This window comes from Pseudoalteromonas sp. SCSIO 43095, assembly GCF_023650455.1.
Lineage (GTDB): Bacteria > Pseudomonadota > Gammaproteobacteria > Enterobacterales > Alteromonadaceae > Pseudoalteromonas > Pseudoalteromonas tetraodonis.
Window position 1 is genome coordinate 54,927 of record NZ_CP087996.1, and the last position, 24,045, is coordinate 78,971.

Annotated in this window: 22 protein-coding genes and 1 pseudogene; 8 read left to right on the forward strand and 15 right to left on the reverse strand. The window is 40.1% G+C overall.

Going from position 1 to position 24,045, the window contains the following annotated elements; genetic code table 11:
• The first annotated feature begins 23 nt into the window (after window positions 1-23).
• Window positions 24-683: an NADPH-dependent FMN reductase gene (locus LOC50_RS14625; RefSeq protein WP_250654065.1), complete on the forward strand. Its 660-nt coding sequence runs from the start codon at window positions 24-26 to the stop codon at window positions 681-683.
• A 16-nt stretch (window positions 684-699) separates the two neighbouring features.
• Here the strand turns inward: LOC50_RS14625 and LOC50_RS14630 are convergent, their stop codons facing one another.
• The 9 genes from LOC50_RS14630 to LOC50_RS14665 all read right to left on the reverse strand — a co-directional run bounded on the left by LOC50_RS14630 (window position 700) and on the right by LOC50_RS14665 (window position 11,120).
• Entirely contained in the window at window positions 700-888 is a 189-nt protein-coding gene (locus LOC50_RS14630) for a DUF1289 domain-containing protein (RefSeq protein ID WP_250654066.1), read from the reverse strand.
• Between the two features lie 14 nt (window positions 889-902).
• Window positions 903-1,418, reverse strand: coding sequence for a hypothetical protein (locus LOC50_RS14635; RefSeq protein ID WP_036984001.1), 516 nt, complete (start codon window positions 1,416-1,418; stop codon window positions 903-905).
• 141 nt (window positions 1,419-1,559) lie between these two features.
• Window positions 1,560-2,174: a bifunctional phosphoribosyl-AMP cyclohydrolase/phosphoribosyl-ATP diphosphatase HisIE gene (gene hisIE / locus LOC50_RS14640; RefSeq protein ID WP_013463284.1), complete on the reverse strand. Its 615-nt coding sequence runs from the start codon at window positions 2,172-2,174 to the stop codon at window positions 1,560-1,562.
• Window positions 2,168-2,944 (reverse strand): imidazole glycerol phosphate synthase subunit HisF, encoded by a 777-nt coding sequence (gene hisF, locus LOC50_RS14645; protein ID WP_250654067.1) that lies wholly within the window; start codon window positions 2,942-2,944, stop codon window positions 2,168-2,170. The genes hisIE and hisF overlap by 7 nt, the downstream gene beginning before the upstream one ends.
• Before the next feature lie 303 nt (window positions 2,945-3,247).
• Window positions 3,248-5,218, reverse strand: a complete 1,971-nt coding sequence (locus LOC50_RS14650) for a diguanylate cyclase domain-containing protein (protein WP_250654068.1) — start codon at window positions 5,216-5,218, stop codon at window positions 3,248-3,250.
• Window positions 5,219-5,414: 196 nt separating this feature from the next.
• Window positions 5,415-8,462: an efflux RND transporter permease subunit gene (locus LOC50_RS14655; RefSeq protein WP_069439724.1), complete on the reverse strand. Its 3,048-nt coding sequence runs from the start codon at window positions 8,460-8,462 to the stop codon at window positions 5,415-5,417.
• Between the two features lie 10 nt (window positions 8,463-8,472).
• Window positions 8,473-9,543, reverse strand: a complete 1,071-nt coding sequence (locus LOC50_RS14660) for an efflux RND transporter periplasmic adaptor subunit (protein ID WP_250654069.1) — start codon at window positions 9,541-9,543, stop codon at window positions 8,473-8,475.
• 497 nt (window positions 9,544-10,040) lie between these two features.
• Window positions 10,041-10,199 (reverse strand): exonuclease domain-containing protein, encoded by a 159-nt coding sequence (locus LOC50_RS17520; protein WP_083238693.1) that lies wholly within the window; start codon window positions 10,197-10,199, stop codon window positions 10,041-10,043.
• Window positions 10,200-10,214: 15 nt separating this feature from the next.
• Complete coding sequence (locus LOC50_RS14665; protein ID WP_005492610.1) at window positions 10,215-11,120, reverse strand: LysR substrate-binding domain-containing protein; 906 nt, start codon at window positions 11,118-11,120, stop codon at window positions 10,215-10,217.
• Window positions 11,121-11,265: 145 nt separating this feature from the next.
• Here LOC50_RS14665 and LOC50_RS14670 point away from each other — a divergent pair, with 145 nt between their 5' ends.
• On the forward strand, window positions 11,266-12,132 hold the full coding sequence (locus LOC50_RS14670) for a DMT family transporter (RefSeq protein ID WP_250654070.1): 867 nt from the start codon (window positions 11,266-11,268) through the stop codon (window positions 12,130-12,132).
• A gap of 261 nt (window positions 12,133-12,393) precedes the next feature.
• On the opposite strand, the gene LOC50_RS14675 is transcribed toward LOC50_RS14670, so the two are convergent.
• Genes LOC50_RS14675 through hisG form a run of 6 tightly spaced genes read right to left on the reverse strand, consistent with a single transcriptional unit; the run spans window position 12,394 to window position 18,097 of the window.
• Window positions 12,394-13,128 (reverse strand): 1-(5-phosphoribosyl)-5-[(5-phosphoribosylamino)methylideneamino] imidazole-4-carboxamide isomerase, encoded by a 735-nt coding sequence (locus tag LOC50_RS14675; RefSeq protein ID WP_250654071.1) that lies wholly within the window; start codon window positions 13,126-13,128, stop codon window positions 12,394-12,396.
• A 27-nt stretch (window positions 13,129-13,155) separates the two neighbouring features.
• Complete coding sequence (hisH, locus tag LOC50_RS14680; protein WP_250654072.1) at window positions 13,156-13,746, reverse strand: imidazole glycerol phosphate synthase subunit HisH; 591 nt, start codon at window positions 13,744-13,746, stop codon at window positions 13,156-13,158.
• Complete coding sequence (gene hisB / locus LOC50_RS14685) at window positions 13,743-14,804, reverse strand: bifunctional histidinol-phosphatase/imidazoleglycerol-phosphate dehydratase HisB (protein ID WP_250654073.1); 1,062 nt, start codon at window positions 14,802-14,804, stop codon at window positions 13,743-13,745. Before hisB ends, hisH begins: the two co-directional genes overlap by 4 nt.
• Entirely contained in the window at window positions 14,801-15,901 is a 1,101-nt protein-coding gene (gene hisC / locus LOC50_RS14690; RefSeq protein WP_250654074.1) for a histidinol-phosphate transaminase, read from the reverse strand. Before hisC ends, hisB begins: the two co-directional genes overlap by 4 nt.
• Complete coding sequence (gene hisD / locus LOC50_RS14695) at window positions 15,891-17,192, reverse strand: histidinol dehydrogenase (protein WP_250654075.1); 1,302 nt, start codon at window positions 17,190-17,192, stop codon at window positions 15,891-15,893. The genes hisC and hisD overlap by 11 nt, the downstream gene beginning before the upstream one ends.
• 5 nt (window positions 17,193-17,197) lie before the next feature.
• Window positions 17,198-18,097 carry an ATP phosphoribosyltransferase gene (hisG, locus tag LOC50_RS14700; protein WP_076920229.1) on the reverse strand — a complete coding sequence of 300 codons (900 nt, stop codon included), beginning with the start codon at window positions 18,095-18,097 and terminating at the stop codon, window positions 17,198-17,200.
• Between the two features lie 397 nt (window positions 18,098-18,494).
• Between hisG and LOC50_RS14705 the strand changes: the two genes are divergently transcribed.
• The 6 genes and pseudogenes from LOC50_RS14705 to tsaB all read left to right on the forward strand — a co-directional run bounded on the left by LOC50_RS14705 (window position 18,495) and on the right by tsaB (window position 23,988).
• Entirely contained in the window at window positions 18,495-18,728 is a 234-nt protein-coding gene (locus LOC50_RS14705) for a hypothetical protein (protein WP_250654076.1), read from the forward strand.
• Window positions 18,729-19,184: 456 nt separating this feature from the next.
• A pseudogene (locus LOC50_RS14710) lies at window positions 19,185-20,342 on the forward strand (M4 family metallopeptidase); the annotation flags it as partial.
• On the forward strand, window positions 20,327-20,785 hold the full coding sequence (locus tag LOC50_RS14715) for a zinc-binding metallopeptidase family protein (protein WP_250654077.1): 459 nt from the start codon (window positions 20,327-20,329) through the stop codon (window positions 20,783-20,785). The pseudogene LOC50_RS14710 and the gene LOC50_RS14715, both read left to right, overlap by 16 nt.
• Before the next feature lie 107 nt (window positions 20,786-20,892).
• Complete coding sequence (locus LOC50_RS14720; RefSeq protein WP_250654078.1) at window positions 20,893-21,261, forward strand: PPC domain-containing protein; 369 nt, start codon at window positions 20,893-20,895, stop codon at window positions 21,259-21,261.
• A 100-nt stretch (window positions 21,262-21,361) separates the two neighbouring features.
• On the forward strand, window positions 21,362-23,278 hold the full coding sequence (gene yoaA / locus LOC50_RS14725; protein ID WP_250654079.1) for a DNA repair helicase YoaA: 1,917 nt from the start codon (window positions 21,362-21,364) through the stop codon (window positions 23,276-23,278).
• 8 nt (window positions 23,279-23,286) lie between these two features.
• Window positions 23,287-23,988: a tRNA (adenosine(37)-N6)-threonylcarbamoyltransferase complex dimerization subunit type 1 TsaB gene (gene tsaB, locus LOC50_RS14730; protein ID WP_250654080.1), complete on the forward strand. Its 702-nt coding sequence runs from the start codon at window positions 23,287-23,289 to the stop codon at window positions 23,986-23,988.
• Window positions 23,989-24,045: the final 57 nt, after the last annotated feature.

The following is a 24,045-nucleotide window of genomic DNA, read 5'->3' on the forward strand; positions in this document are numbered from 1 at the left end:
TAATCAAAAAGGAGTGCCGTTACATGAAGTTATTAATTTTTCTCGGTTCGGTTAGAAAAAGTACCCCACCTAAGCCTGCGCGTTTAGGGAAAAGAGTAGCAAAAGCATGTGAGCGTTGTTTGCTTGAGCTCTACTCTGAGCATGAAGTAGAGCTTATTGATCCGCTTGATTATGATTTAGACCCTATCTTTAAGCCGCATTTTGCTTACGCACAGGGCGATGCGCCAGAGTCGCTTAATGCCTTAGCGGCAAAAATTAAAACCAGCGATGGCTTTGTTATGGTGAGCCCTGAATATAATCATTCGATGAGTCCAGCACTCGCTAATTTGTTAAACCACTTTGGAAGTTCTTTATTTGGCTATAAACCCAGCGCGATTGTTACGTATTCTGCAGGGCAGTGGGGCGGCGTACGCGCTGCTGTTGGCATGCGCAGCTTTTTGAGTGAACTTGGCTGTTTGCCGGTATCAGCAATGATTCATGTACCAAAAGCACAGGATGTATTTATTGAAAGTGGTGAAGCAAACAATGCGGCAGAGCAAACATCGTGGGATAGCTATTTTTCGCGCACATTCAATCAATTAATTTGGTGGGCTGAAGGCGCAAGTAAACAACGTGAAGCGTTAGATCCAAAGCAATTAATTAAAGATTTTAAACGCGACCCATCACAACGTAATGCGCCTTAATAGTTATAAATTTAAGCTAGTCTTTTTTGGCGTCTTCACGAGGGGAAGCCAAAATAGCTTGCTTTTGCTCATCGGTTAAAATAATCCAGTCGAATATTTCGTCACTTGTGCGCCCGCACCCAGTACAGTAGCCATTCAGTCTATAACATACACCGATACAGTCTGTTTTTAAATAAGTGGATTGTTTACTGGGTGTTTGGCGCATACATTCTCTCGTTATTATTTAGTAGCGACGGGCTTTCCTACTTCTAACGAGGTAGACCAGGTTTTAATTTTTGATAAAGTTTTGCTGGTATAAACAGAAATAACCGGTGACTTTTCATCAAGTACAAAGGTGGTGCGCAGAGAGGTTTCCGACTCTTTTTGTGTTTCTAACCAGTTGCTATTTTTTGTTAAACATTGGCGCGTGAGCTCAACGGCTTGTTTATGCATGGCAACGGCTTGTTGCTGGTCTTTGTAGTTTTCTTGACAGCGATAGGTCACGGTTTGATTGTTAAAGCTGGTTACTTGGCAGTTATTGCCAAATACGTTGTACTTTGCGCTCCACACATCTAAATAAGGTGTTTTTACTTTGGTGTCTTTTAATGCTTCAAAGTGATTGTCATAGGCGGCAATTAGCCCATCCATTTTTTCGCAGGGGGTTAGGTTATCTAGTTTAGCTTTTTGCTCAGTGGTTAAACTGCTACAGCCAGATAAAATTAGGCCAGTTAATACCAGCGATATATAGGTTTTCATAATGCGCTATCCTTTTGTAATAGTTATTAAGAATACCTAAGGGAGGGAGTAAATGCTATTCGCAAGGTGTAATTTAAAGTGAATTTATGGTTTTAACATACTGAGTGCGCCACAAAATGGCGCACACAGTAACAGGCGGTTTTACTTATGACGCCCTTGTAGGCAAGCAACTGCATCGGTGAGCTCTAAGCCTTGGCGCTGTAATAACACAATTAAGTGATACAACAAGTCGGCCGATTCGTTAGTAAGCTCATTGTTGTCATGTTTCATTGCCGCAAGCGCCACTTCAACACCTTCTTCACCTACTTTTTGACAGCTACGGCTTAAGTCTTCAGCAAATAAAGACGCGGTGTAGCTTTTAGCTGGATCGTCATTTTTACGTGCAACAATTACATCTTCAAGTTGTGCTAGAAAGCTTAAACTTGGTTTTGCAGCATCGCCAAAACAGCTTTGCGTGCCTAAATGGCACGTTGGCCCTTCTGGGTTTGCCAATACTAAAATTGAATCGTAGTCGCAATCTGTATGCACAGATACCACGTTTAAGTAGTTTTCTGATGACTCGCCTTTGGTCCATAAACGCGATTTAGAACGCGAATAAAAAGTCACCTTATTACTTTCAAGCGTAACAGCAAGCGCTTCGCTATTCATAAAACCTTGCATTAAAATAACGCCAGAGCGTGCATCTTGAACAATGGCAGGGATCATCTCGCTTTTAGCGAAATCAACTTGAGTTAGGTTTTCTTGCGTTACTAGCATAATCTGGCTGCCACTTGGTTATCTATTAAAAATTGTTTTAGTTCGCCAATATTAATCACGTTTTTATGAAAAACGCTGGCTGCGAGTGCACCATCTACTTTGCTTTGTTTAAATACATCAACAAAATCTTGCATTGTGCCTGCGCCCCCTGAGGCGATTAAAGGAATGTCGCATAGCTCGCGTATTTTGCTTAGTTGCTCGTTGTCGTAACCATTACGAACGCCATCTTGGTTCATACAGTTTAAAACAATTTCGCCAGCGCCTAAGTCTTGTACCCGCTGAACCCACTCTTGAGTTTTATAACGAGTACGGCTTGAGGCATTAGGATCGCCTGTAAGCTGATACACTAAGTATTCACCGGTTGTTTCATCGTAAAAGCTATCAATACCGACAACCACACACTGCTTGCCAAACTCATCGTGTAACTCTTTTATAAGCTCAGGACGGGCAATGGCAGGGCTATTAATACTGATTTTGTCAGCGCCGCGTTCAAGTACGCGCGCTGCATCGGCTACCGATTTAATGCCACCCGCTACACAAAAGGGAATATCGATATGGCGGGCAATATTTTCTACCCAATTTACATCGAGTAATCGTTTTTCAACGCTTGCACTGATCTCGTAAAATACCAGTTCGTCGGCACCGGCTTCACTGTAGGCTTTAGCAAGTGTTAAAACATCGCCGACTATTTCATGACCCTTAAATCTAACGCCTTTAACGACTTGGCCGTCTTTTACGTCTAAACAAGGAATTATGCGTTTTGATAACATGAGAATGCCTCGTTTTTAAAATTTTTATTTGAAATAAAGCTGTTTTTACATTTATTGTTTGTATGACTAAATAGAAGACACATAGACTGCACTTGATATGTTATTTATTTGATAAATTTGAATAGTTAATTTAATGAATGAATCTTAATGCATTACTATGCAATGAATTCTTAACCCCACTATATAATAAAACTCCAACTATGTTAATCGCTAAAGCTAGAACTTAAAGCGATAATTAATGCCTTAAAAAAGTATTCGCTTCAAAGCTTATTTTAAATTTATAAAATACTAAATTTAAAATGTTTATTTGGAAAAACGATAACAGTTTCTGCCTGATTTTTTAGCTTCATAAAGGGCTTGGTCTGCCTGGGTTTTAAGCTTAATACTGGTTTGAGTTTCTGAAGTGCTGGTTGCAATACCAATGCTTATACCTAAGCTGCATTGCTGATCAAAAATAGTAAAGGGGGTGTTAATACTTTTGATAATTCGCTCTGCAATATCCGCTATTGCTTTTTTATCGTTTAACTGAGGAAGAATTGCTGCAAATTCATCTCCCCCAATGCGCGCAATAATATCTTGTTGTCGCAAACAACTTTTGATACGAATCGCCACCTCTTTAAGTACTTCATCACCTGCACCATGGCCTAATTCATCATTGATGGGTTTAAAGTAATCTAAATCAAGGTACATAAGTACTAAAGGGCAGGAAAGCTGCGTTGCTTTTATGATTTCTAAATCAAGCTGCTCCAAAAATATACGGCGGTTATAAAGCCCTGTTAAACTGTCCAAATAAGCATAGTTTTCTACTTTGGCTTGATATTTTCTTCTTTTAATTGTGTTGATGGCAAAAGTATAAATAACAAATATCATTAACGTCATAATACCAAGATAAAGAGCGATAATAAGTTTCTTTAAGCTACTAAACTCACTCTCTATTTTAGCCAGCGGGACTTTATTTATTAATGTCCATTCGGGTCTGTTTATTAGGCTATTAGCGATAGCATTTGGGAGCAACATGTCGTTTAATAAAGTTAAGTGCTCATAAATATAAACATTGTTTTCATTTTTAATAATTCCATTCGCTTGGGTTTGCATGCTTTGCCATATGTGTGGCTGTTGATCTTTAAAACGATGTTGCGGTTTGTTAGCAAACATAAATGACCATTGCTTATTGGTATCTCCAAATAACCAATAGCTGTCTTTATTAAGCAGCATAATATTGCCTGATGAATTTTTTGAGATATTGTCTAATTGGCCAAGTAAATGAGCCCCTTCAAGGTTGACGATAAGTAGCCCTATTTTAGTTCCTTTGGGTCCCATTAACACAGAAGCTAAACGTATCATTGGTTTAAAAGGGTGTTCTATCTCACCGTTTTCAAAGTTTAAATCTAATGGGGAAATAAAAATAGCTGACGGGTTCATTTTTATAGCCTGTTTAAAATAGTAACGATGGCTTTTTTCTTGTAGCTGCTCTGCTGAGACTATAGCAACATTGTGCTTGTCTCTATGCACCCTTAATAGTTCCTTACCTGTTAGATCAAGAATTCGAATTTGTGTATAAAAGTTTTTAATAGAAATAAAGTTAGCATAGTCTTGCTCTAGCTGAGCTCTATTGACCGAACTCAAAATGTCATGATCTTTAAAATGATGATTGTTTCTTAAAATCAGCAAGTCACGAGAGGCATGATTAAGTTGTTGTAAAAAAGCTTTTTTTGCTTGTTTTAATTCATTTTTTTCATGTTGTATAACATTATTAATACGCGTTTGTAATTGGCTTTGGTAAAACATATATAAGGCGATATATAACAACGCCGCAGAGCAAAAGTAGGCCAATGAACTAGTCAGTTTTGTCGTGTTTTTTTGTGTGTTATGTGATTGGTTTAATGAAAAAGCATATTTAATTACAAATAAATAAATAAGCGAGACACTTAAGCTACTTAAAATTAAGCCGTCAATGAGTATGATTTGCCATTGTTTTAACATCAGAGCATCAAAATTAAAGGCAAACATTATGATTGCTTCAACAGTGAACACAATCATAGCTATTTTTATAATAAGGAACTCAGTTCTGAGCTTTTGGTGAGTTACAAAGTCATTATCGCGAAATAAGTAAAGGGTAGTGACAATCGCTACTAACGCAATAAGGCTGGAATCTAATATTACTGAAAGCCAAACACCGGTAAACTGGGTAACAAATGAGGCTAAAAAAAGCATAATAACAGCTTCACTAAACGCTAAAGATAAAAAGAGGATCAGTAAGCGTTTTATTGGCATGAAAGTATCCGTGGAATAAGTGTTATTATTGAATTTCAAAACGAAAACATTTTGTAACTATATAATAATTATAAAGAATGAGAATTACTATAAAGTTTATTAAATTAACTGTAGTTTTGACTAAAGTATAATAAGGATCCGGTCAAAGGCGAGCATTGTTTAACCGAATCCTACAATTTAGAGCTTAATTACTCGTTTACTGATTTTGTTTAACATTCATAAAAATAGCATATAGCACGGGTATCACGATTAAAGTCAGCAGGGTAGCAAACAGTAATCCAAATACTAAAACCACAGACATTGATTGGAAAAATGCATCAAAATACAAGGGAATAACCCCTAATACAGTGGTCAGTGTGCCCATCATTACCGGTCTTACCCGACTATTTGCCGAGTCGATAATGGCATTATATGCAGCTTTACCTTGTCGAATTTCCATGTCCATTTGATCTACTAATACAATAGCATTTTTAATTAACAAACCAGAGAGCGATAGCAATCCTAATATGCCCATAAACTCTAGTGGGATTTGTGTGGTTACCAGTCCAAAAACAACACCAATTAAGGCTAATGGCACGACAAGCCAAATAATAATTGGTTGTTTTAAAGCATTAAATAACACAATAACAATCAGCACCATGGCTAAAAAGCCCATTGGAATAGTTGAGGCCAGCATTTCGTTAGACTCTTTCGATTGTCCGTATTCGCCATCCCATTCAAGTCGATACCCTTGAGGTAGGTCAATGGCTTCTATTTTAGGCCTTACCCGATTAAATAACTCTGAGGCCAGTTCACCCGGCAGTGGATCCGCTTGAGCTTTTATGGTCCATTCGCGGTCTTCGCGTTTTAAAATAGCATCGCGCCAGACGGTTTTAAAACCATTGGTTACTTGCGCAAGGGGCAGTGTTTCACCGGTTATATTGCTTTGCACTTGAATATTGCCAATATCGTTTATATCGACACGTTCAGGTTGTGGCGCTCTAACAATAATAGGAATAAGCTCTTCACCTTCACGATACTGCCCAACAATTTGCCCCGAAAAATTTTGCTGTAAGGCTTCAGCAACTGCTTTACGCGTTACACCGGCGCGTTGTGCATTAATCGCAGAGTACTGTGGTTCAATAACACTAATGCGTTGTCGCCATGTATCTTTAATTGATAGAGCGCCGCCATCATCAATTAATATTCCTTTTGCTTGTGCAGCTAGCTCTCTTAATACATGTGGGTCTGGGCCTTTAAATGTGGCTTCTATTTTAGAGCCCCCACCAGGGCCCATCACAAAGCGCCATGCTTTGCCTTGAGCATCGACAAAGTTATCGTCAATGTAATTTTGTACGGTAGGTAAAAGTTGATCTAGCTTTTTGTAGTCATCGACTTTAGCTAAAATTTGCCCGTAAGAACTGTTTGGTGACTCACTACCATAAATAAGCATGTAGCGAAGCCCGCCGCCGCCAATAAGCGTTTGTATACCTTCAACGCCATTTTGTTGCTTAACAAATTCCTCTAACTTGAGCATATCTTTTTTGGTTTTTTCAATATCGGTACCTTGCGGTAGCCAAAAATCAACCACCATTTGCGGTGTGGTAGAAGCTGGGAAAAAACCTGATTTTACAAATTGAAATCCCCACATAGACACACTAAAAGTGGCAACCACAATGGCAATACTAAGCCAGCGGTGATGCAGTGCTGACACCACTACCGATTGATAAAGTGCCATGAGTTTATTTGGTTTTGCTGAGCCTGAGGTGTCGTTATCTTGCTCTTTAAACAAGCAATAGCAAAATAAGGGAGTTAGGGTAATGGCAAATAACCAGCTGTATAATAAGGAGATTAAAATAACCCAAAATAAATGACCGGTAAATTCAGCGGTATCACCTGGAGCAAGACCAATAGGCGCAAACGCAACAATGCCTACCAAAGTACCCCCCAGTAGTGGCCATTTAGTTTGCTTGACGACTTCGCTAGCAATTTCTAACTTTTTACGGCCTTTTTGTGTACCAACTAAAATCCCTTCGGTCACAACTATGGCGTTATCAACCATCATTCCTAACGCGATAATCAGCGCACCAAGAGAAATTCGATGCATGGGTATGCCGCTCAAATCCATGGTAGCAAGGGTCGCAAAAATAGTTAGCAGTAATACGGCGCCAATAATAATTCCTGAGCGCAAACCCATAAATAGCAGCAGGGTAACCATTACGATCACCAGTGCGACTAAAACATTCACTACAAAGTTGTCGACTGAATCTTGTACTACTTTACCTTGGTGGTAAAACTCATGAACTGTGATACCCAGCGGTCTGAGGTTCTCAGTTTGTTTTACTTTGTCATCAACGCGGTCAAATACTTTAACCACATTAGCACCCAATACACTAGCAACCCCAAGTGAAATTGCAGGTTTAGAGTTATAGCGGACTAATTTTGTTGCAGGGCTTTGAAAGCCACGGTATACATTGGCAATATCTTTAAGATAAATTGTTTTACCTTCACCGCTGGCACTAACCAATAGATTTTTAATGGTATCAACGGAGTTTATTTCTCCGGTAGGGTCGATAAAAATACGTTGATCGCCAATTTGAGTGTTACCAGCGCTCAATACAGCGTTTTGCTCATCTAAAATGCCGTAAATATTATTAATAGACACGCCTAAAGAGGCTAACTCTTCACGAGCTATTTCTACAAATATGCCTTCTTGCTGCACGCCTGTCATAGCAACTTTGGCTACACCCTCTACTTGTAAAATGTCACTTTGCAAATCTTTAGCGTAGGCATGTAACTCGTCGGGTGAGTATCCTTCGGCGGTTATTAAATAGCTCAAGCCATACACATCACCAAAATCGTCATAAACTTGAGGCGTGCCAGTACCTGGCGGTAATGTTGGACGTGTGTCATTTATTTTGTTTCTGAGCTTAGTCCAAATAACTTGCAACTCAGATTTAGTCGGAGAAAATTCTGATTTAATCTCTACTTTAATTTCAGATAAACCTGTAGATGAGGTGGACGATATAGTATCAACTTCTTGTAGTTCTTGAATTGCACGTTCAAGCGGCTCAGTTACCTCTTTTGCTACTTCTAGCGGGCTTGCACCTGAGTACGAGACAAACACTTGCGCGGTGCGAATTATAAATTCGGGGTCTTCAAACCGCGCCATATTTTTATAGGATGAAAAACCAAACCCTAGAGTTAAAATTATGAGTATGGTGCTAATTAATTTATTATTGATTGTCCATTTTGCTAAATCCATTACCGCGCTCCTATGCTTTAGTCCAAGGACGTACTTTCATACCCTCAGTTACATAGTTTGCACCTGCACCAACAATTACATCGCCAGCACTTAAACCGTCAGTGACGATGAGTTGTTCTCCAATGCCATTTTCAATAGTAACGGGAGTTTTAGAAGCTTGCATAGTTTGAGCGTCAACTGTCCATACAAAGTGTTCACCATATTGTTCAAAAATAGCAAAGGTTGGCACTAATAAACGAGTTGTATTTGAGCTGCTTTCACGGGTTATTTTTAGACTGGCATTCATGCCAGGCAATACATTAAGGTTATTTGGTACAGCAAATGCAAATCGGACTTCATAAGTTTGACTCGCAGAGTCAGCTTCTAAATTGGCACGTCTAAATGTTGCTGGAATGGGGGGAGTCGATACATCTTGTAAAATAACTGACGCTACATTGTTTTGCTTAGAGTCAACCGTGGCCACAATTGAAGCGGGAATATTCACCACCGCTTCCATTTCGCCTTTACCAAATAAAGTAACAACATGTTGACCCGCGCTTATGTTCTCAAGCTGCTTTACTGGCACCTCAGCAACAATGGCATCGTAAGGCGCTATAATTTTACTGTCGGATAGTGCTTTTTGCGCTGAGTCATACTGTGATTCGGCTACTTCTTTTTTAGATTTTAGTTGCTCTATATCTCGTTGCGAAATAACCCCATCTTTAGCGAGCTTTAAACCACGTTGATAATCATTGTCGGCGGTTTCAAACTGAATTTTGCTCGACTTAACCTCATTAATAAAGTTTCGTTGTTCCAATACGGCTATTACATCGCCTTTTTTTACATTTTGTGCGGCAATAACATTAAGCGTTTCTAGCTTTCCGCTAACTTGAAAAGCAAGCTTTGAGCTATTTATAGTGTCGATAGTGGCGGGGTAGGTGAGCGTTTTTGATTGCGACTCATCACCTATGGTTATTAGTTTAACCGCACGTGGTTCGTTTTGTTTTTGTGTAGTGACTTCGCTTTCTGAGCAACCGGCTAATAAAAGCAAAAACGTAATACTAATTAAATTAAATTTAGTAAAACATGGTGTTTTGATCATTTGGCTTACCTTAAATAAAAAGTGCGTTGTTAATTGTTGGCATTTTTAAGCAATTAAAAATTACAAAATAGCCAATTGAGTTTGTTTTCAAATTTACCTGAAATGCAATTTATAAAGTAGTAACTACTGACTACTTGAATAGAAGCAGCCGTTAGTTAATGAGTAAAAAATAACATTTTAATTTCAAGAGTTTATTATTACTTGTACAGTTTTGTATTAATTTGTTTGATTGTGTAGAAAGCACCAAAATTACAATTTAGTACTTGCTCATATAGGCCTAAGTATAATTAACAATCAGTTTTTTAAAAGTGAGGAATCTTCGCAAGTTTTAACGCTCCGGCCATACCTTGTCTTTTGCGTACTTTTTGAATCTTTGAAAATTCCTTTTTAATGTTTAGGTGCGGAGCTGGAATAGGGTATGGCACATTATGAAAAGCACAGTCTTGTTCAAATTGGTGTTTATCATACTCTCCCCAGCTACAAAACAGGTAGTTATCCTAATTGCCTAGCCACTTTTGGAAAGCGCCAATTGCTTCAGGGTAATAAGGTGCATGATCAACATCGTGTTGAGTGATACTTGTTAAGTTCGTACATAAGTCGGTTAGTTTAGGGTGTCGTTGCGGTTGAATAAACGTGTTGAACTCATCTAGCTTCAACTCTGATTTAAATAGCTAAGCTGATTCCAGCTCATAACACTGCTGTTTAAGCCAACGACCTAATTTCATAATATCAGGTTGCCTAGCTCGTGTTTCCTTATAGACAAAATAGAATTTATCTCCGGTAATAAGCTCGTGCATAGGTATGCGCACAAGACTTTGCTGGCGATCCTGATCATCCATCATGTAATTACTAATGAGGGTAATTCCCAAATTATATCGAGCCGCTTCAGCGGCAAGTAAGACATGACTAAATTGATTAATTTTGACGTCTTTAGGTAATTCAAATTTACCACTCATACACCAACGTAACCAGTCGTCACCAAGACTTTCATTTGTATCTGAGTATTGTACTGATAATAACGGGTGTTGCCATAATGAATCAGGTAGAGGCTTATTTCTTAACTGCTGCCAAAGCTTTTTTCCACACACTGGATAAAGTTTTTCAGTAAACATGAATTGATTGACAAAGTTACGTTCCGGTGGATTCATTGTAATAAAACAATCCGTAAATTGGTCATTATAATCCGGTTGATCCCCGACCATATTTAAAGTTATTTCTATTTCTGGGTGCTGATTTCTAAAATCTTCTAACTTCGGTATCAACCAGTTCACCGCAACAGAGCTATATAAAGCCAAACGAAGATTGCCTGATTCCCCGTGACGTATCATTTGACTGGCATTTGATAGATTTCCTAATGAGTTAGTCACTTCTTCAAAGTAACGTTCCCCGACCTTAGTCAAGGAAAAAGAACGCCCTTGTCGGTTAAACAGAGTTTCACCCAAATAGTCTTCGAGTAATCGAACTTGGTGACTAACCGCACTTTGAGTCACATTGAGGTGCTCAGCAGCTTTGGAAAAGCTATTAAGTCGCGCAACAGCTTCAAAGCATTGCAGGGCACGTAAAGGAGGCAACTTCATTATAAATTTAGCTCATACTAAAAAAATTTTAAACATTATACATCATATAAGGTATGGAATACGCTAATCATATAACCGTTTTACAAACGTAACTCTATTAATTCAGTTCCATTGACATTTTCTAGAATGTAGCAGGAGTAATGAAATGCCCAAAATAACTGTCGGACTCGCGATGACATTACTTATCATCGGAAATATAATTGGTGTTTTTTCTGATGCTTTGATAAAAACTCTGCCAGCAGATACTGCCATATACCAATTTGTATTATTTCGTCAATTGACCGCAGTGCTGATTTTACTTCCATTTTGTCTATTCAGTAATAAACAAAGCCTCTTCGCTGGCCTCAAATGGCACTTTATACGTGGCCACATTTGGTTATTAGGGGCAATATTTATGGTATTCGCTCTCGGCGCTCTGCCGTTAGCTACCGTAAATGCTATTTTCTATACAGCGCCTTTGCTTATGCTGCCGTTAGCCATGATATTGTTTCAGGAAAAGCTGACTAGCCACTCAATTGCTGCTGCTGTTTTGGGCTTTATCGGCGTACTTATCGTGGTTAAACCAACACAAATTAATTGGGCAGCGATTGCCGCCCTTGTCGTCGCATTGACTATGGCTGTAAATAATTTATTGGTTCGTAAATTACCTCAGCATCATAATGTGTTCCAAACTTTAATGCTCACCAACCTAGTAGGTATCCCAGCCGCACTTGGGTTGGCGTTATGGGAAGGCAAACCTTGGGACTGGACTCCAATGTTAACGGCAACAGGCTCCAACACTTTTATCCTAATTTATGCTGGTATATGTGTATTGGTATATAGAGCAATCGAAGCCAGTAAAATTTCCAGTGCCGAATACACTGGCTTATTAGGTGCTGTAGTTGTAGGGGTGCTGTGGTTCAATGAAATACCGGACCTGAGCTTGGCTATAGGATCTTCTTTAATTATTATTCCGCTGATTTGGTTAGCCAAGGTAGAAGCAAAGATAAAGCAAACAAGTAAAATACTATAAATGATAAAGTTAATCTAACTTTCCAACGTGACCGCGTTTGGGAGCGAGCGTTTAACTGTCATAGGATACATATAGGCGACACTTGTTATTTATAATAGTCAATTGGAGATGTATAGGCTACATTTTTTATATTATTAATCTAATGGGGTGGATAGGGCTTACTACTTGACTATAGCTATAAGCCCTTAAAATGATTGGGTTTTTATGATTTTTTAGTTTTTATTATTTCTTATAAATATCTGGTATCATACAAGCAAGGAATTATGCGTTTTGATAACATGCTAACGCCTCCTCAACATTAAAGGCACCATCGAGTAATGATTTACCTAAAATAACACCACCAACGCCCAGCTTTTTCAGCTTTGCAATATCATCCAGTGAGCTTACACCGCCTGACGCTTGAACTTTAATTTCGCTGTTGTGGTTTGTTAAGTCTTCATAAAGTGCAAACGAAGGGCCGGTCATGGTGCCGTCTTTACTGATGTCAGTACACAGAAAATCAACCACGCCAAGTGCCACGTAAAAATCAACCAGTTCGAACAAGCCAAACTCAGATTCACTTAACCAACCATGTGTTGCTGGTGCCCAGCTGTTGTCAGTTTTATTAACATCTAGTGCGATAACAAAGTGTTCACTGCCAAATTTTTCAATCCAAGCTTGTACTTGCTCACGTTTTTCAACGGCCATTGAGCCAATCACGACTTGGTTAGCACCGGCTTTTAGCCAATCGCTCACATCTTGCTCAGAGCGAATACCGCCACCGACTTGATAAGGTACATTTAGCGCTTTGGTTGCAGCTTGAATATGCTGCCACTGTTTTTTATTTGGATCGCGCGCGCCTTCTAAATCAACCAGGTGCAGCTTACCTGCGCCGCTATTTGCGTACTCTTGTAGGCGGGCGCCAAGCTCAAAAGGGTAAAATTGTGCTGTATCATACTTACCTTGGTATAAGCGCACAATTTGGTTTTGTAATACATCGAGTGCTGGAATAATCACGTTTATTTCTCTTATGTTTTGCTGCGCTTACAGCTGCCAATCTAAAAAGTTTTGTAAAAGTCGGGTGCCTATTTTGGCGCTTCGCTCTGGGTGGAACTGCATGCCTGCGTAGTTATCTTTAGCAACTATCGCTGAAAAAGCTTGTCCGTATTCACCGCTAACTAGGGTGGCATCGTTCACTGTGTGAGCAAAACTATGCACAAAGTACACTTGATCTTGCGCCGATAACCCTTTGGTAAGGGCATGTTCTTTTAGCACGCTTAGGTCATTCCACCCCATATGTGGTGAGGTTAATGTGCCCACTTCTAAGTGCTTAACAACACCCGGAATTTTGCCAAGGCAATCAACATCGCCTTCTTCTGTGCTGTCACAAAGTAATTGCATGCCTAAACAAATGCCCATCAGCGGGCGCTGATATTCATCAATTGCTTGCTGCCAACCAGCGTCTTTTAAGCGTTTCATCGCAACAGAAGCATGGCCTACACCGGGTAAAATAGCACGTTCGAAGCCTTTTAGTTGCTCAGGTGAGGTGATCACCTCAGGCGTTTTGCCTAAGCGCTCAAAGGCAAAACGAACTGAGTTAATGTTGGCACAACCGGTATTAATTATGGCAATCATAAACACCCCTTAGAGCTGGCTGTTTGTTGACTGATATCTTGTGCAATTGCCATACGCAGAGCACGAGAAAATGCTTTAAATAAGCCCTCTACTTGGTGATGACAATTACCGTCACTTACCGACAAAATAAGACTAATTGCAGCGTTATCACTTAAGCTTTTGAAAAAATGCTCAACCATTTGTACGTCTAAATCACCCACTTTTTCACGGCTAAAGTTGGCGTTTAATACAAATGATGCTCGACCCGATAAATCAATTTGTGCCTCAGCTTTACATTCATCCATAGGGAGTGCAAAACCATAACGAGCTATTTGTGATTTTGTGCCCAGCGCTTGTTTAAGAGCAACCCCTAAGGCAATACCAATGTCTTCAACTAGGTGATGCTCGTCTATGTGTAAATCGCCTTTGGCTTTAATATTTAAGCCAATATTGGCGTGAGTGCGAATTTGGTCCAGCATGTGGTCGAAAAAGCCAAGGCCAGTGCTAATTTCGCCATTTTTTGTTTGGTCTAAATTAACTTGCACATCGATTTGTGTTTCTTTGGTGTTGCGAGTGACACGGCCTTCACGGTTTGCCGTGGTCAGCTTAGTAACAATGGCATCCCAACTGCCGTCATACAAAATGCCTTCACAACATAAGTTTTGCGCAAGGCCAATATCTGTTTGGCGATCGCCAATCACAAAAGAGCGTGCTAAATCGACTTTACCCGAGCGCATAAGCTCAGTAAGTAAGCCAGTTTTTGGCTTACGGCAATCGCAGTTTTGTTCATCAAAGTGAGGGCAGATCAGAACTTCATCAAATTTAATCCCTTGGCTGTTGAGTATGTCCATCATTTTGTCTTGGGCTATGTTAAAATCCGCAGTTGGGAAACTGTCAGTGCCTAAACCATCTTGATTAGATACCATAACTAGGCGATAACCAGCGGCTTGTAGTTGTAATAATGCCGGAATAACACCAGGTAAAAAAGCCAACTTTTCAAGGCTATCTACCTGTTTGTCGGTGATTGGCTCTTCAATAATGGTGCCGTCACGGTCTATAAATAAATAGGGATTACTCATGATACTTCCTGTTGTGATAGGGCTGTTGGGGTGGTTAAACCATCGAGCCAAATTTTTACTTGTTCTAATTCTTGATCGCTACCAATTGAAATGCGTAGCCAGTCGTCTTCACCGTATAAGGTAAATGCCCGCATGACTAAGCCTTGTTCAAGGGCAACTTTAAAGCTGTTTTTATCGGCCAATTTTAAGGTAACAAAGTTGCCTTCACCAGTGAGAATTTTTAATACAGCAGGGGAGGCGTTTAACCACTCTATTAGCTTTAATTTTAAGCTGCTTAAAATGCTCACCTGGCGACGCATAGAGGTAATGGCATCAGGGGCAATGGCTTGCGCTGCAATACTCGCTACCACGCTCGATACCGGATACGGTGCAATGACTTTACGAATGGGCGCAAGTATACTGGCTTGAGCGAGGGTAAACCCGGTTCGCAGGCCTGCCAACGCAAACGCTTTTGACAGTGTACGTAGCACTACAATATTACTAAACTCGTTTATAAGTTGTGTTGCACTTTGCTCTGGGCAAAACTCTATATAGGCTTCATCAACAATCACCAATGCTTTACCTGCAAGCGCAGTGGCAATGGCTTTTACTTTATCTAGCGGCGTTAAACTACCTGTTGGGTTATTTGGATTACAAATAAACACCAGTTTTGAGCTACCGACCGCAGTGACAATATCATCAACATTGGCTGTTAATAATAACTCTTGAGTAATCGCGTTAATAGCCACATTGTGCGTATCAGCAGTGACTTTATACATACCGTAGGTAGGCAAAAACAGCGCAATACTATCTTTAGCTGGCTGGCAATACGTGCGTACTAAAAGTTCAATGCCTTCATCTGCACCTCGCGTCATAAGGACATTGTCGCTTTTAAGCTCGGTGTAAGCTGCATAGCGATCAATAACCAATTGTGGCTGTGGATCGGGATAGCGATTTAAATCTTCAATACTCAGCTCAAGGTTTTTAGCATACGGACTTTCGTTGGCATTGAGCCACGTTGTGCCTGTTAACTTTTCACTTTTAGCCGAGCTGTAAGCAGCAAGCGCTGCAATATTATCAGGTAATAAGCCAGGTGCTTGGGCGCTCTCATTGCTCATTTTTTATTGCCTCTAAACGAATTGAAACCGCATTAGCGTGGGCATCAAGGCCTTCGGCATCTGCCAGTGGTAAAATAGCTTTTGAAAGCTCAGTTAAGCCACTTTTACTAATAGTTTGTACTGTGTATGTGCGGAAAAAATCAAGCAAGTTTAAGCTTGAGTATGTCGCGCTATAACCGTAAGTAGGTAATACGTGGTTAGTACCCGATGCATAATCGCCAGCCGATTCTGGTGTGTAGTCGCCAACAAATACTGAACCTGCATTTTTAACCGAATCAAGGTACGGGCTTGCATCTGCCAGTTGTAAAATTAAGTGCTCTGGCCCATATTGCGCTGATACATCAAATGCTTGCGCTATTGAATCCACTAAAATAAGTGACGAATTGGCCAGCGCTTGTTCAGCGGTGTCTTTTCGGCTTAAGTTAGCTAATTGACGAGTAAGCGCGTCTTGTGTTTGTTTAATAATAGTTTCGCTGTTACACAATAAAATAACTTGCGAGTCGGCGCCATGCTCTGCTTGTGAGAGTAAATCGGCCGCAATAAACTCTGGATTTGCTCGTTCATCTGCTATCACTAATACTTCAGATGGCCCTGCTGGCATATCAATCGCCATTCCTGGAATTGTTTGTGCAACTAACTGCTTTGCCATAGTCACAAAGCTATTACCTGGGCCAAAAATTTTATTCACTTTAGGTACTGATTCAGTGCCGTAGGCCATTGCAGCAATCGCGCCTGCACCACCGCTTTCAATAATAGTGGTGATACCACATAATTTAGCGGCATATAAAATAGCCGGGTTAATTGCTTTATCACCTTGTACTGGGGTGGTTAAGACCACGGTTTTTGCACCGCTTAACTGCGCCAATACACCTTGCATAATAACCGATGACGGAAGAGGGGCACTCCCTCCTGGTACATAAATACCGACTGCTTCGATGGCTTGATATTTTAGTTCACAGTCAACACCGGGTTGAGTCGATAACTTAATATCTTTTGGCAGTTGCGCTTGATGAAAACATTTCACATTAGCATAAGCGGTATCAATTGCATATTTAAGCTCTGGGCTTAGCATTTTCTCAGCGGCATTAATTTCATCAAGTGGTACACGTAAACGCGGCTTGGCTCTATTATCGAACTCTTTTGCTAATGCAAGTAGAGCGGCATCGCCTTGCGCATTAACTTTTGCCAAAATAGTCTGGCAAATGCTTTCTACTTTTTCACTTGCTGATACAGCAGGGCGCATAAGCGCCGCTGCTTGAACTTGTGATGATTCCTCATTCCAACGAAGCATTGTTGTTACTCCATCATTTTTTCAATTGGCATAACTAAAATAGAATTGGCACCAAGGGCCTTAAGTTGTTCCATGGTTTCCCAAAATAGGGTTTCACTGCTCACCATGTGTAGGGCAACATATTCATCATTACCCGCAAGAGCCAATAATGTAGGTTGGCCAGCGCCAGGTAAAATCTCACAAATTTCATCAAGCTTGTCTTTTGGTGCGTGTAACATAATGTATTTGCTTTCTTTAGCTTGCTTTACACCACGTAAACGCGGCATTAGTTTATTGATGAGCGCTAATTTTTCAGGATCTTGTAGTTGAGTGTTTTGGATTAAACAAGCATTTGACTCTAAAATGGTATCACCCTGCATTAAGCCATTTGCTTCAAGTGTTGCGCCAGTAGAGACTAAATCACAAATCGCATCGGCAAGTCCTGCTCGTGGTGCTACTTCCACTGAACCGGTTAACATTACTGTACTGGCGTTGATGCCTTCGCGTTTTAGGTATTGACTTAAAATTTCTGGGTAAGTGGTTGCTATGCGTTTGCCTTCAAACCAGCTTTTGTCTTGTTTACCAAGTTCTTGTGGCCATGCAAGTGCTAAACGACAGTAGCCAAAGTCAAGTTTAGCAAGCTTTGTTACTTCACTCGGTACACCTTGGCGTTCTCTTTCTGCTTGTACTTCAACTAGTACGTTTTCGCCAACAATACCTAAATCACATACACCATCCATAACTAAGCCTGGAATATCGTCATCGCGCACACGCAAAACGTCGATAGGCATGTTGGTTGAGTGTGCTATTAGGCGCTGCTCACGAAGATTGAGTTTTACACCCAGTTGTTTAAGCAGATCTTGACAATCTTTAGATAGGCGGCCGCCTTTTTGAATGGCGATACGAAGACGATTACTATTATTCATTACTCATTTTCCTTTAATTTAAAAACTAAAAACCCCGAGGGAAACCTCAGGGCGAAAATGAATCTTGGTATGTTGATTCGCCAGAGGTTTCCTTTTAGGAACAACCTCTCAGCGAAAGACCTGACAGGTTATTCCGATGAATGATGGTGGTGATGTACAACTGTCAGTGAATTAAGCATTTTTATATCCTGTTTAGCTATTCGTTACTATGTTAACGCTTAGCTGCTGTTTGTTTAATAAATTTCGCATTTATAAAAACACATTCACTAACATCATGGCAAGAAAAATATTCTTTAATTAAAGAATATCTTATAACTGCCGATAATAATTAGAGTATTGCTTTATTTATCAACAGTTTTATAGTGATTAAATTACGTTCAATTCAATGGAGGCAAGCATGGATATAATGATCCCTTATTTAGGGCCTATTACGCGTTTAACGCTTGAATCTAAAGGGGCTTTTCATGTTGCTGGGGTTCAACAAAGTGCCAGTGCCAAAAAAGTCGAGTTAGAAGAGCGTAAAAAAAGAGAAGTAGAAAAGCAACATAAGCTGGCGTTTGACGAAAATAAATCGCGCAATAAAACCGCTGAAGAAGATGACGACAAACCCCATTTAGATACATGGGTTTAGTACAAGTGATTAGCGATGCCGTTATTGCCTCAAGTTTAAATCGCCCTCAATAAAAGCAAATTTGTTTAAACATAGCAAATAGTGGTGCATGGCTATGAACTGCGTGTTTTTAAAGCTACTCCCTACCCATTTAAAATAGATTACCCCTCTTTTAAAGCTCAACAGGTAAAGTATTTTCCTTTGTAACTACATACTCATTGAGCAGTCGATTAGTGATTAACAATAAAGCGTGTGATTTTAAAATCTAATGCTTTTTGCTGGCTGTCTTATGTAAATATATGTATACGAAATGTTATCTCTGGCCTTCACTAGTTAAAGCAGTGTTCTTTAAGTTATTGTAAATTAAATTTTATTTTCGTTGTTTAAGTTTGCGGCCTACTGCGACCCTTAAGCGGGTACAAAATGTGGCGATTAATACAAATATATTAAAAACTTAAACTTTAACGGAGCGTAAACGTGAATTTATCTAAAATCACAATAGCAACTTTTGCTGCTTTAACTTTGTTCAAGCAACAAATGCAGTAGCTGCGAATAAGAAATACCTAAATCAACAACCGACAATTAATAATAGGGTGCAATCAAACTCTGCTTCCTTGTTATCAGTAAGTCCAAATCAGTTGATTGGGTTGAGTGTAGGGAACGAATTAGTTGTATTAAAAGAATTTACTAGCAATAACGGAGAAGTAACCCACCGCTATCAACAAACGTATCAGGGCATTCCTGTCATTGGTGATACGGTCAGCTTAATATTTAATATTGGGATGCTTAAAAAAGACCACGGTGCAGCTGTATATAACATTGAGGAAGATTTATCTGATGTATCGGCTAAATTGACAAAAAAAGATGCGATTTTAAAAGGGTCTAAAACGGGTATAGCTGCAAAATCAGTAGGCTTAAAAAAACATAATGAGCAATCCAGACTTGCTATCTGGGTTGACGATCAAAATAAGGCGCATTTAGTTTATGAAGTGTCTTATGTTACTTATGGCAAGTCACCATCAAGGCCATACCTGATCATTGATGCTAATACCGGTGAGGTCTTGCTTAGTTACGATAACCTGCAACATGCCCTGGGGGTAATCTAAAAACAGGCAAGTATTTATATGGAACTGATTTTGACAGCCTAGATGTTAGTCAATCAGGTAATACTTGTAGCATGAATAACGCAAATGTTCGCACTATTAATTTAAATGGCGGAACAAGTGGCTCTTCTGCGTATCCATTTACATGTCCTATTGGCTAGTCGCAAAGGATATTTTTAAAGGTAATGGTGCCCTGCGTTACATGAATAACCCTACCCAAGATGGTCGTTCCATAGATAACCAAAGTAACTATTATTCAGGTATGGACGTGCATTATAGTTCAGGTGTTTATAACAAGGCATTTTATAATTTAGCAACCACGCCGGGTTGGGATACACAAAAAGCCTTTATCGTAATGGCACGTGCTAACCAACTATATTGGAGTGCGGGTGTAGGCTGGGATTTAGCCGGTAACGGTGTGATGGATGCAGCCTGTGATTTAAATTATGACCCTAATGATGTTAAAGCCGCTTTGGCTGCGGTAGGCGTTAATTCAAATCTTAGCTCAGGTAGTGAATGTGCTACACCACCAATGCTCAAAACCAATTTTTAGCTCAGCTGATAGACACCTATTTACCACAAATTAGTTATGGCTTTGAACAATGTGGTTATGGTTGCTCCGATCATGCTTCTTGGTATCAACAAGGGTTTGCGACCTCAATGCCATTTGAATCAAAAATGAATGACATTAACCCACTGATACATACACAAAACGACAGTAATTTTGACGCTGATCATGCAATTAAATTTGCTAACTTAGCCGTTAGCTTTGTTGCTGAATTGGCAAAAAATGCCGGTGATGTCACTCCGCCAAATAATAATGAGTTAGTCAATGGTGAACCAATTTCTGGTATCAATGCCACTGCTAAAGAGCAGCTTATCTATACATTGAATGTACCAAAAGGAGCGCAAAACTTAAGCTTTGAAACCTCAGGTGATAATGGCGATGCCGATTTATACATTAAATATAATTAGGTGCCCACGTTAACTGATTACGACTGTAAAAGTACCTCTGCCACAAGTAATGAGCGTTTAATGAGCGTTGCGACATTTCAACCAGCAATGAAGGCACTTACTATGTCATGGTTGAGGCATACAGCGCAATTAATAATGTTTATCTGACGGGCAGTTTTGAGCCCGCAGGCGCTTTAGAGCCTATCAATCGCGTAGAAGATAACATTAGCGTAAATACAGGTGATTGGCAGCGTTTTGAACAACGTTTAGCCGCGGGTTATGCCTCCCTAAACGTTGCTATTTCAGGCGGAAGCGGCGATGCTGATTTGTATTTAAATTTCGGTGCGCATCTTCAAATACACAATTTGTGTGTAGGCCATATAAACGGCAACACAGAAAGTTGCACTGTTTCTGCAACCCAGGCAGGTATATGGCATATAGATGTTAAAGGCTATCATAATGCAAGTGGCATTAGGTTAACTATAAATGCACAATAATTAACAGGGACATAAGCCCCTTTAAAGGCCAAATTCTCACGCTATTTGGCTTGCCCTTCATCAATAGCTTACGTAGAATCCCGCTATTATTTTTTATAAAGTGATTGGTATTATCAAACAGCTGTTTAGTGCAACCGGGCCTTTGGCTTTATCAATAGATGGATACTCACCACGCCAACCTCAAATTGATATGGCTGTGGCTGTTGAGGATGCATTAAAAACAAGTTCCCAGCTTGTTGTTGAGGCCGGTACTGGCACAGGTAAAACCTTTGCTTATTTAGCGCCAGCCCTCAAATCTAAAGGCAAAACAATAATTTCAACCGGTTCTAAAGCACTGCAAGAACAGCTGTTTCATCGTGATTTACCGGTGTTAGTAAAAGCCTTAGGCGCGGCTAAAAAAACGGCATTGTTAAAAGGGCGTGCCAATTATTTATGCACTTATCGGCTTACCCAACATGTTGCACACGTCCCCACAGACGACCCTGATGTAATGCACCAACTTGCTATGGTTGCTAAATTTGCCAGTGAAACGCATACCGGCGATTTAGCCGACTGTATTGGTATTGAAGAAGATGCCAAAGTGTTGCCGTATGTCAGCTCTACTGCAGATAACTGTTTAGGTAAAGAGTGCCCTGACTTTCAAGAGTGCTATATTCGTAAAGCGCGTTTAAAAGCAGGGGATGCCGACGTTGTCGTAATTAATCATCATCTATTTTTTGCCGACATGGCGGTTAAAGAGTCTGGCTTTGCAGAGCTAATGCCCAACGCAGATGCCTATATATTTGATGAAGCCCACCAGTTAAGTGAAATTGCCAGCGACTATTTTGGCGAAACCATGAGTACTAAAAAGCTGGTGGATTTAATTAATGATTTACGCGCTATTTACCGCGCTGAAATTCCAGACATGCTGCAATTAGGAAAAAGTTTGAATAAACTGGAAACCAGTGTCGCCGATTTAAGATTGCAGTTTGGTGTAGACGGTAGCCGCGGGGATTGGCGTGAAAAGCTCAGTAATAAGCTTATTTGCTCTGCATTACACCGCGTTATTAGTGATTTAGAATTTGTGTACCAGGTTTTAAAACATTGCTTAGAACGAAGTGATAAAATTGAACACCCATTTGAGCGGGTGTTGGCATTTAAAGGCCAGTTAGAGCGCGTATTTGATACCGCCCAAACAGGCTTTAGTTATTGGTACGAAACCACGCGGCGCTATTTAACCATTAATATAACGCCACTGAATGTATCGGCTAAATTTGCTTTGATGATGAAAGAGTCTGGCGCAGGGTTTGTGTTTACCTCGGCCACGTTATCGGTCGACAACGAACTCACTCATTTTAATGCCAGCCTTGGGTTAAAACCAAAGCAAAGTATGATGGTAGACAGTCCGTTTGATTATGAAAATCAGGCGCTTTTGTGCTTGCCGCGCTATTTACCTGAAACGCACGCCGATAATATGCCGCATGCGATTGTAAAGTTAACTCTCGAACTCATAAAATCAGCAAAAGGGCGTTGTTTTGTGCTATTTACTAGTTACCGAATGATGCATTTGGTGGCTGAGGGCTTAACCACACAAATGGACTATCCGGTTTACATGCAAGGGCAAATGTCTAAACGCATTATATTAGAAAAATTTACCCGTCATGGTAATGCCGTGTTACTCGGCACAGCGTCCTTTTGGGAAGGGGTTGATGTAAGAGGCAGTACTTTAAGCTGTGTTATTATCGACAAACTGCCGTTTGCAGCGCCCGATGATCCGCTTTTGCAAGCTAGAATGCAGGATTGCCAAATGCAAGGAAAAGATCCCTTTGCGCATATTCAGTTACCACAAGCGGTTATTGCCTTAAAGCAGGGCGTAGGTCGCTTAATTCGTGATAACAAAGATAAAGGTGTGTTAGTAATTTGCGATAATCGTTTAGTTACACGCCAATATGGACAAGTATTTTTAAAGAGTTTACCGCCAATGCGCCGTACACGTAGCTTAGAAGATGCAAATACATTTTTAAAACATATTAATTGAGTACAAAAATGATCAAAAGTAACATTCTCGCCCTAGACGCTTCTACAGAGGCTTTATCGCTTGTTTTGCATTATCAAGGTAAAACGTTTCATCATTTTGAAGAGTGTCCGCAGCAGCATAGTCAAAAAATTCTGCCACTTATTGATGAGCTGCTTAATAAAGCCAATTGTAAATTAAAAGATTTAGATGTTATTGGCTTTGGCCAAGGTCCAGGTAGCTTTACGGGTGTGCGTATTAGCGTAGCCATAGCACAAGGGCTTGGGTATTCAACGAATTTACCGCTAGTGGGGGTTTCTACCTTAGCGGTTATGGCGCAACAAGCGTTTGAACAATTTGGCGATAAAGTGGTTTATTCAAGCATTGATGCGCGTATGGGGGAAATATACTTTGCTCAATACCAAGTTAATAATAATTTGATGACACTTCAAGGTGAAGAACGTGTTTTTAAGCCTGAACTGCTTGATGCTTCATTGATAGACACAAACAAAACAGCAACCGGCGTGGGGACTGGATTTAAAAGTTATCCCGATGCATTAACTACATTTACAAATGTGAGTGTACACCCTGAAATTACGCTACCCGATGCACAATACATGTTAGCGTTAGTGGATGCACAGTACCTTGCAGGTAATGGCGTAAAAGCCAGCGATGCTCAGCCTAAGTATGTGCGTGACACAGTGACCTGGAAAAAATTACCAGGCCGCGAATAACGCTAAGTTGTATTGTTTGCATATTGAACTATTTTAAATCATAATTTAAGCATGTTG

Excerpts from the sequence above, each read along its gene's own strand:
- LOC50_RS14630 (WP_250654066.1), bottom strand. The coding sequence starts at position 888 with ATGCGCCAAACACCCAGTAAACAATCCACTTATTTAAAAACAGACTGT.
- LOC50_RS14665 (WP_005492610.1), bottom strand. The coding sequence starts at position 11,120 with ATGAAGTTGCCTCCTTTACGTGCCCTGCAATGCTTTGAAGCTGTTGCG.
- hisG (WP_076920229.1), bottom strand. The coding sequence starts at position 18,097 with ATGAATAATAGTAATCGTCTTCGTATCGCCATTCAAAAAGGCGGCCGC.
- hisC (WP_250654074.1), bottom strand. The coding sequence starts at position 15,901 with ATGAGCAATGAGAGCGCCCAAGCACCTGGCTTATTACCTGATAATATT.
- hisIE (WP_013463284.1), bottom strand. The coding sequence starts at position 2,174 with ATGCTAGTAACGCAAGAAAACCTAACTCAAGTTGATTTCGCTAAAAGC.
- LOC50_RS14650 (WP_250654068.1), bottom strand. The coding sequence starts at position 5,218 with ATGCCAATAAAACGCTTACTGATCCTCTTTTTATCTTTAGCGTTTAGT.
- LOC50_RS14705 (WP_250654076.1), top strand. The coding sequence starts at position 18,495 with ATGGATATAATGATCCCTTATTTAGGGCCTATTACGCGTTTAACGCTT.
- LOC50_RS14660 (WP_250654069.1), bottom strand. The coding sequence starts at position 9,543 with ATGATCAAAACACCATGTTTTACTAAATTTAATTTAATTAGTATTACG.
- LOC50_RS14715 (WP_250654077.1), top strand. The coding sequence starts at position 20,327 with ATGTGCTACACCACCAATGCTCAAAACCAATTTTTAGCTCAGCTGATA.
- tsaB (WP_250654080.1), top strand. The coding sequence starts at position 23,287 with ATGATCAAAAGTAACATTCTCGCCCTAGACGCTTCTACAGAGGCTTTA.
- hisH (WP_250654072.1), bottom strand. The coding sequence starts at position 13,746 with ATGATTGCCATAATTAATACCGGTTGTGCCAACATTAACTCAGTTCGT.
- hisF (WP_250654067.1), bottom strand. The coding sequence starts at position 2,944 with ATGTTATCAAAACGCATAATTCCTTGTTTAGACGTAAAAGACGGCCAA.
- LOC50_RS14655 (WP_069439724.1), bottom strand. The coding sequence starts at position 8,462 with ATGGATTTAGCAAAATGGACAATCAATAATAAATTAATTAGCACCATA.
- LOC50_RS14635 (WP_036984001.1), bottom strand. The coding sequence starts at position 1,418 with ATGAAAACCTATATATCGCTGGTATTAACTGGCCTAATTTTATCTGGC.
- hisD (WP_250654075.1), bottom strand. The coding sequence starts at position 17,192 with ATGCTTCGTTGGAATGAGGAATCATCACAAGTTCAAGCAGCGGCGCTT.
- hisB (WP_250654073.1), bottom strand. The coding sequence starts at position 14,804 with ATGAGTAATCCCTATTTATTTATAGACCGTGACGGCACCATTATTGAA.
- LOC50_RS14625 (WP_250654065.1), top strand. The coding sequence starts at position 24 with ATGAAGTTATTAATTTTTCTCGGTTCGGTTAGAAAAAGTACCCCACCT.
- LOC50_RS14670 (WP_250654070.1), top strand. The coding sequence starts at position 11,266 with ATGCCCAAAATAACTGTCGGACTCGCGATGACATTACTTATCATCGGA.
- LOC50_RS14720 (WP_250654078.1), top strand. The coding sequence starts at position 20,893 with ATGGTTGAGGCATACAGCGCAATTAATAATGTTTATCTGACGGGCAGT.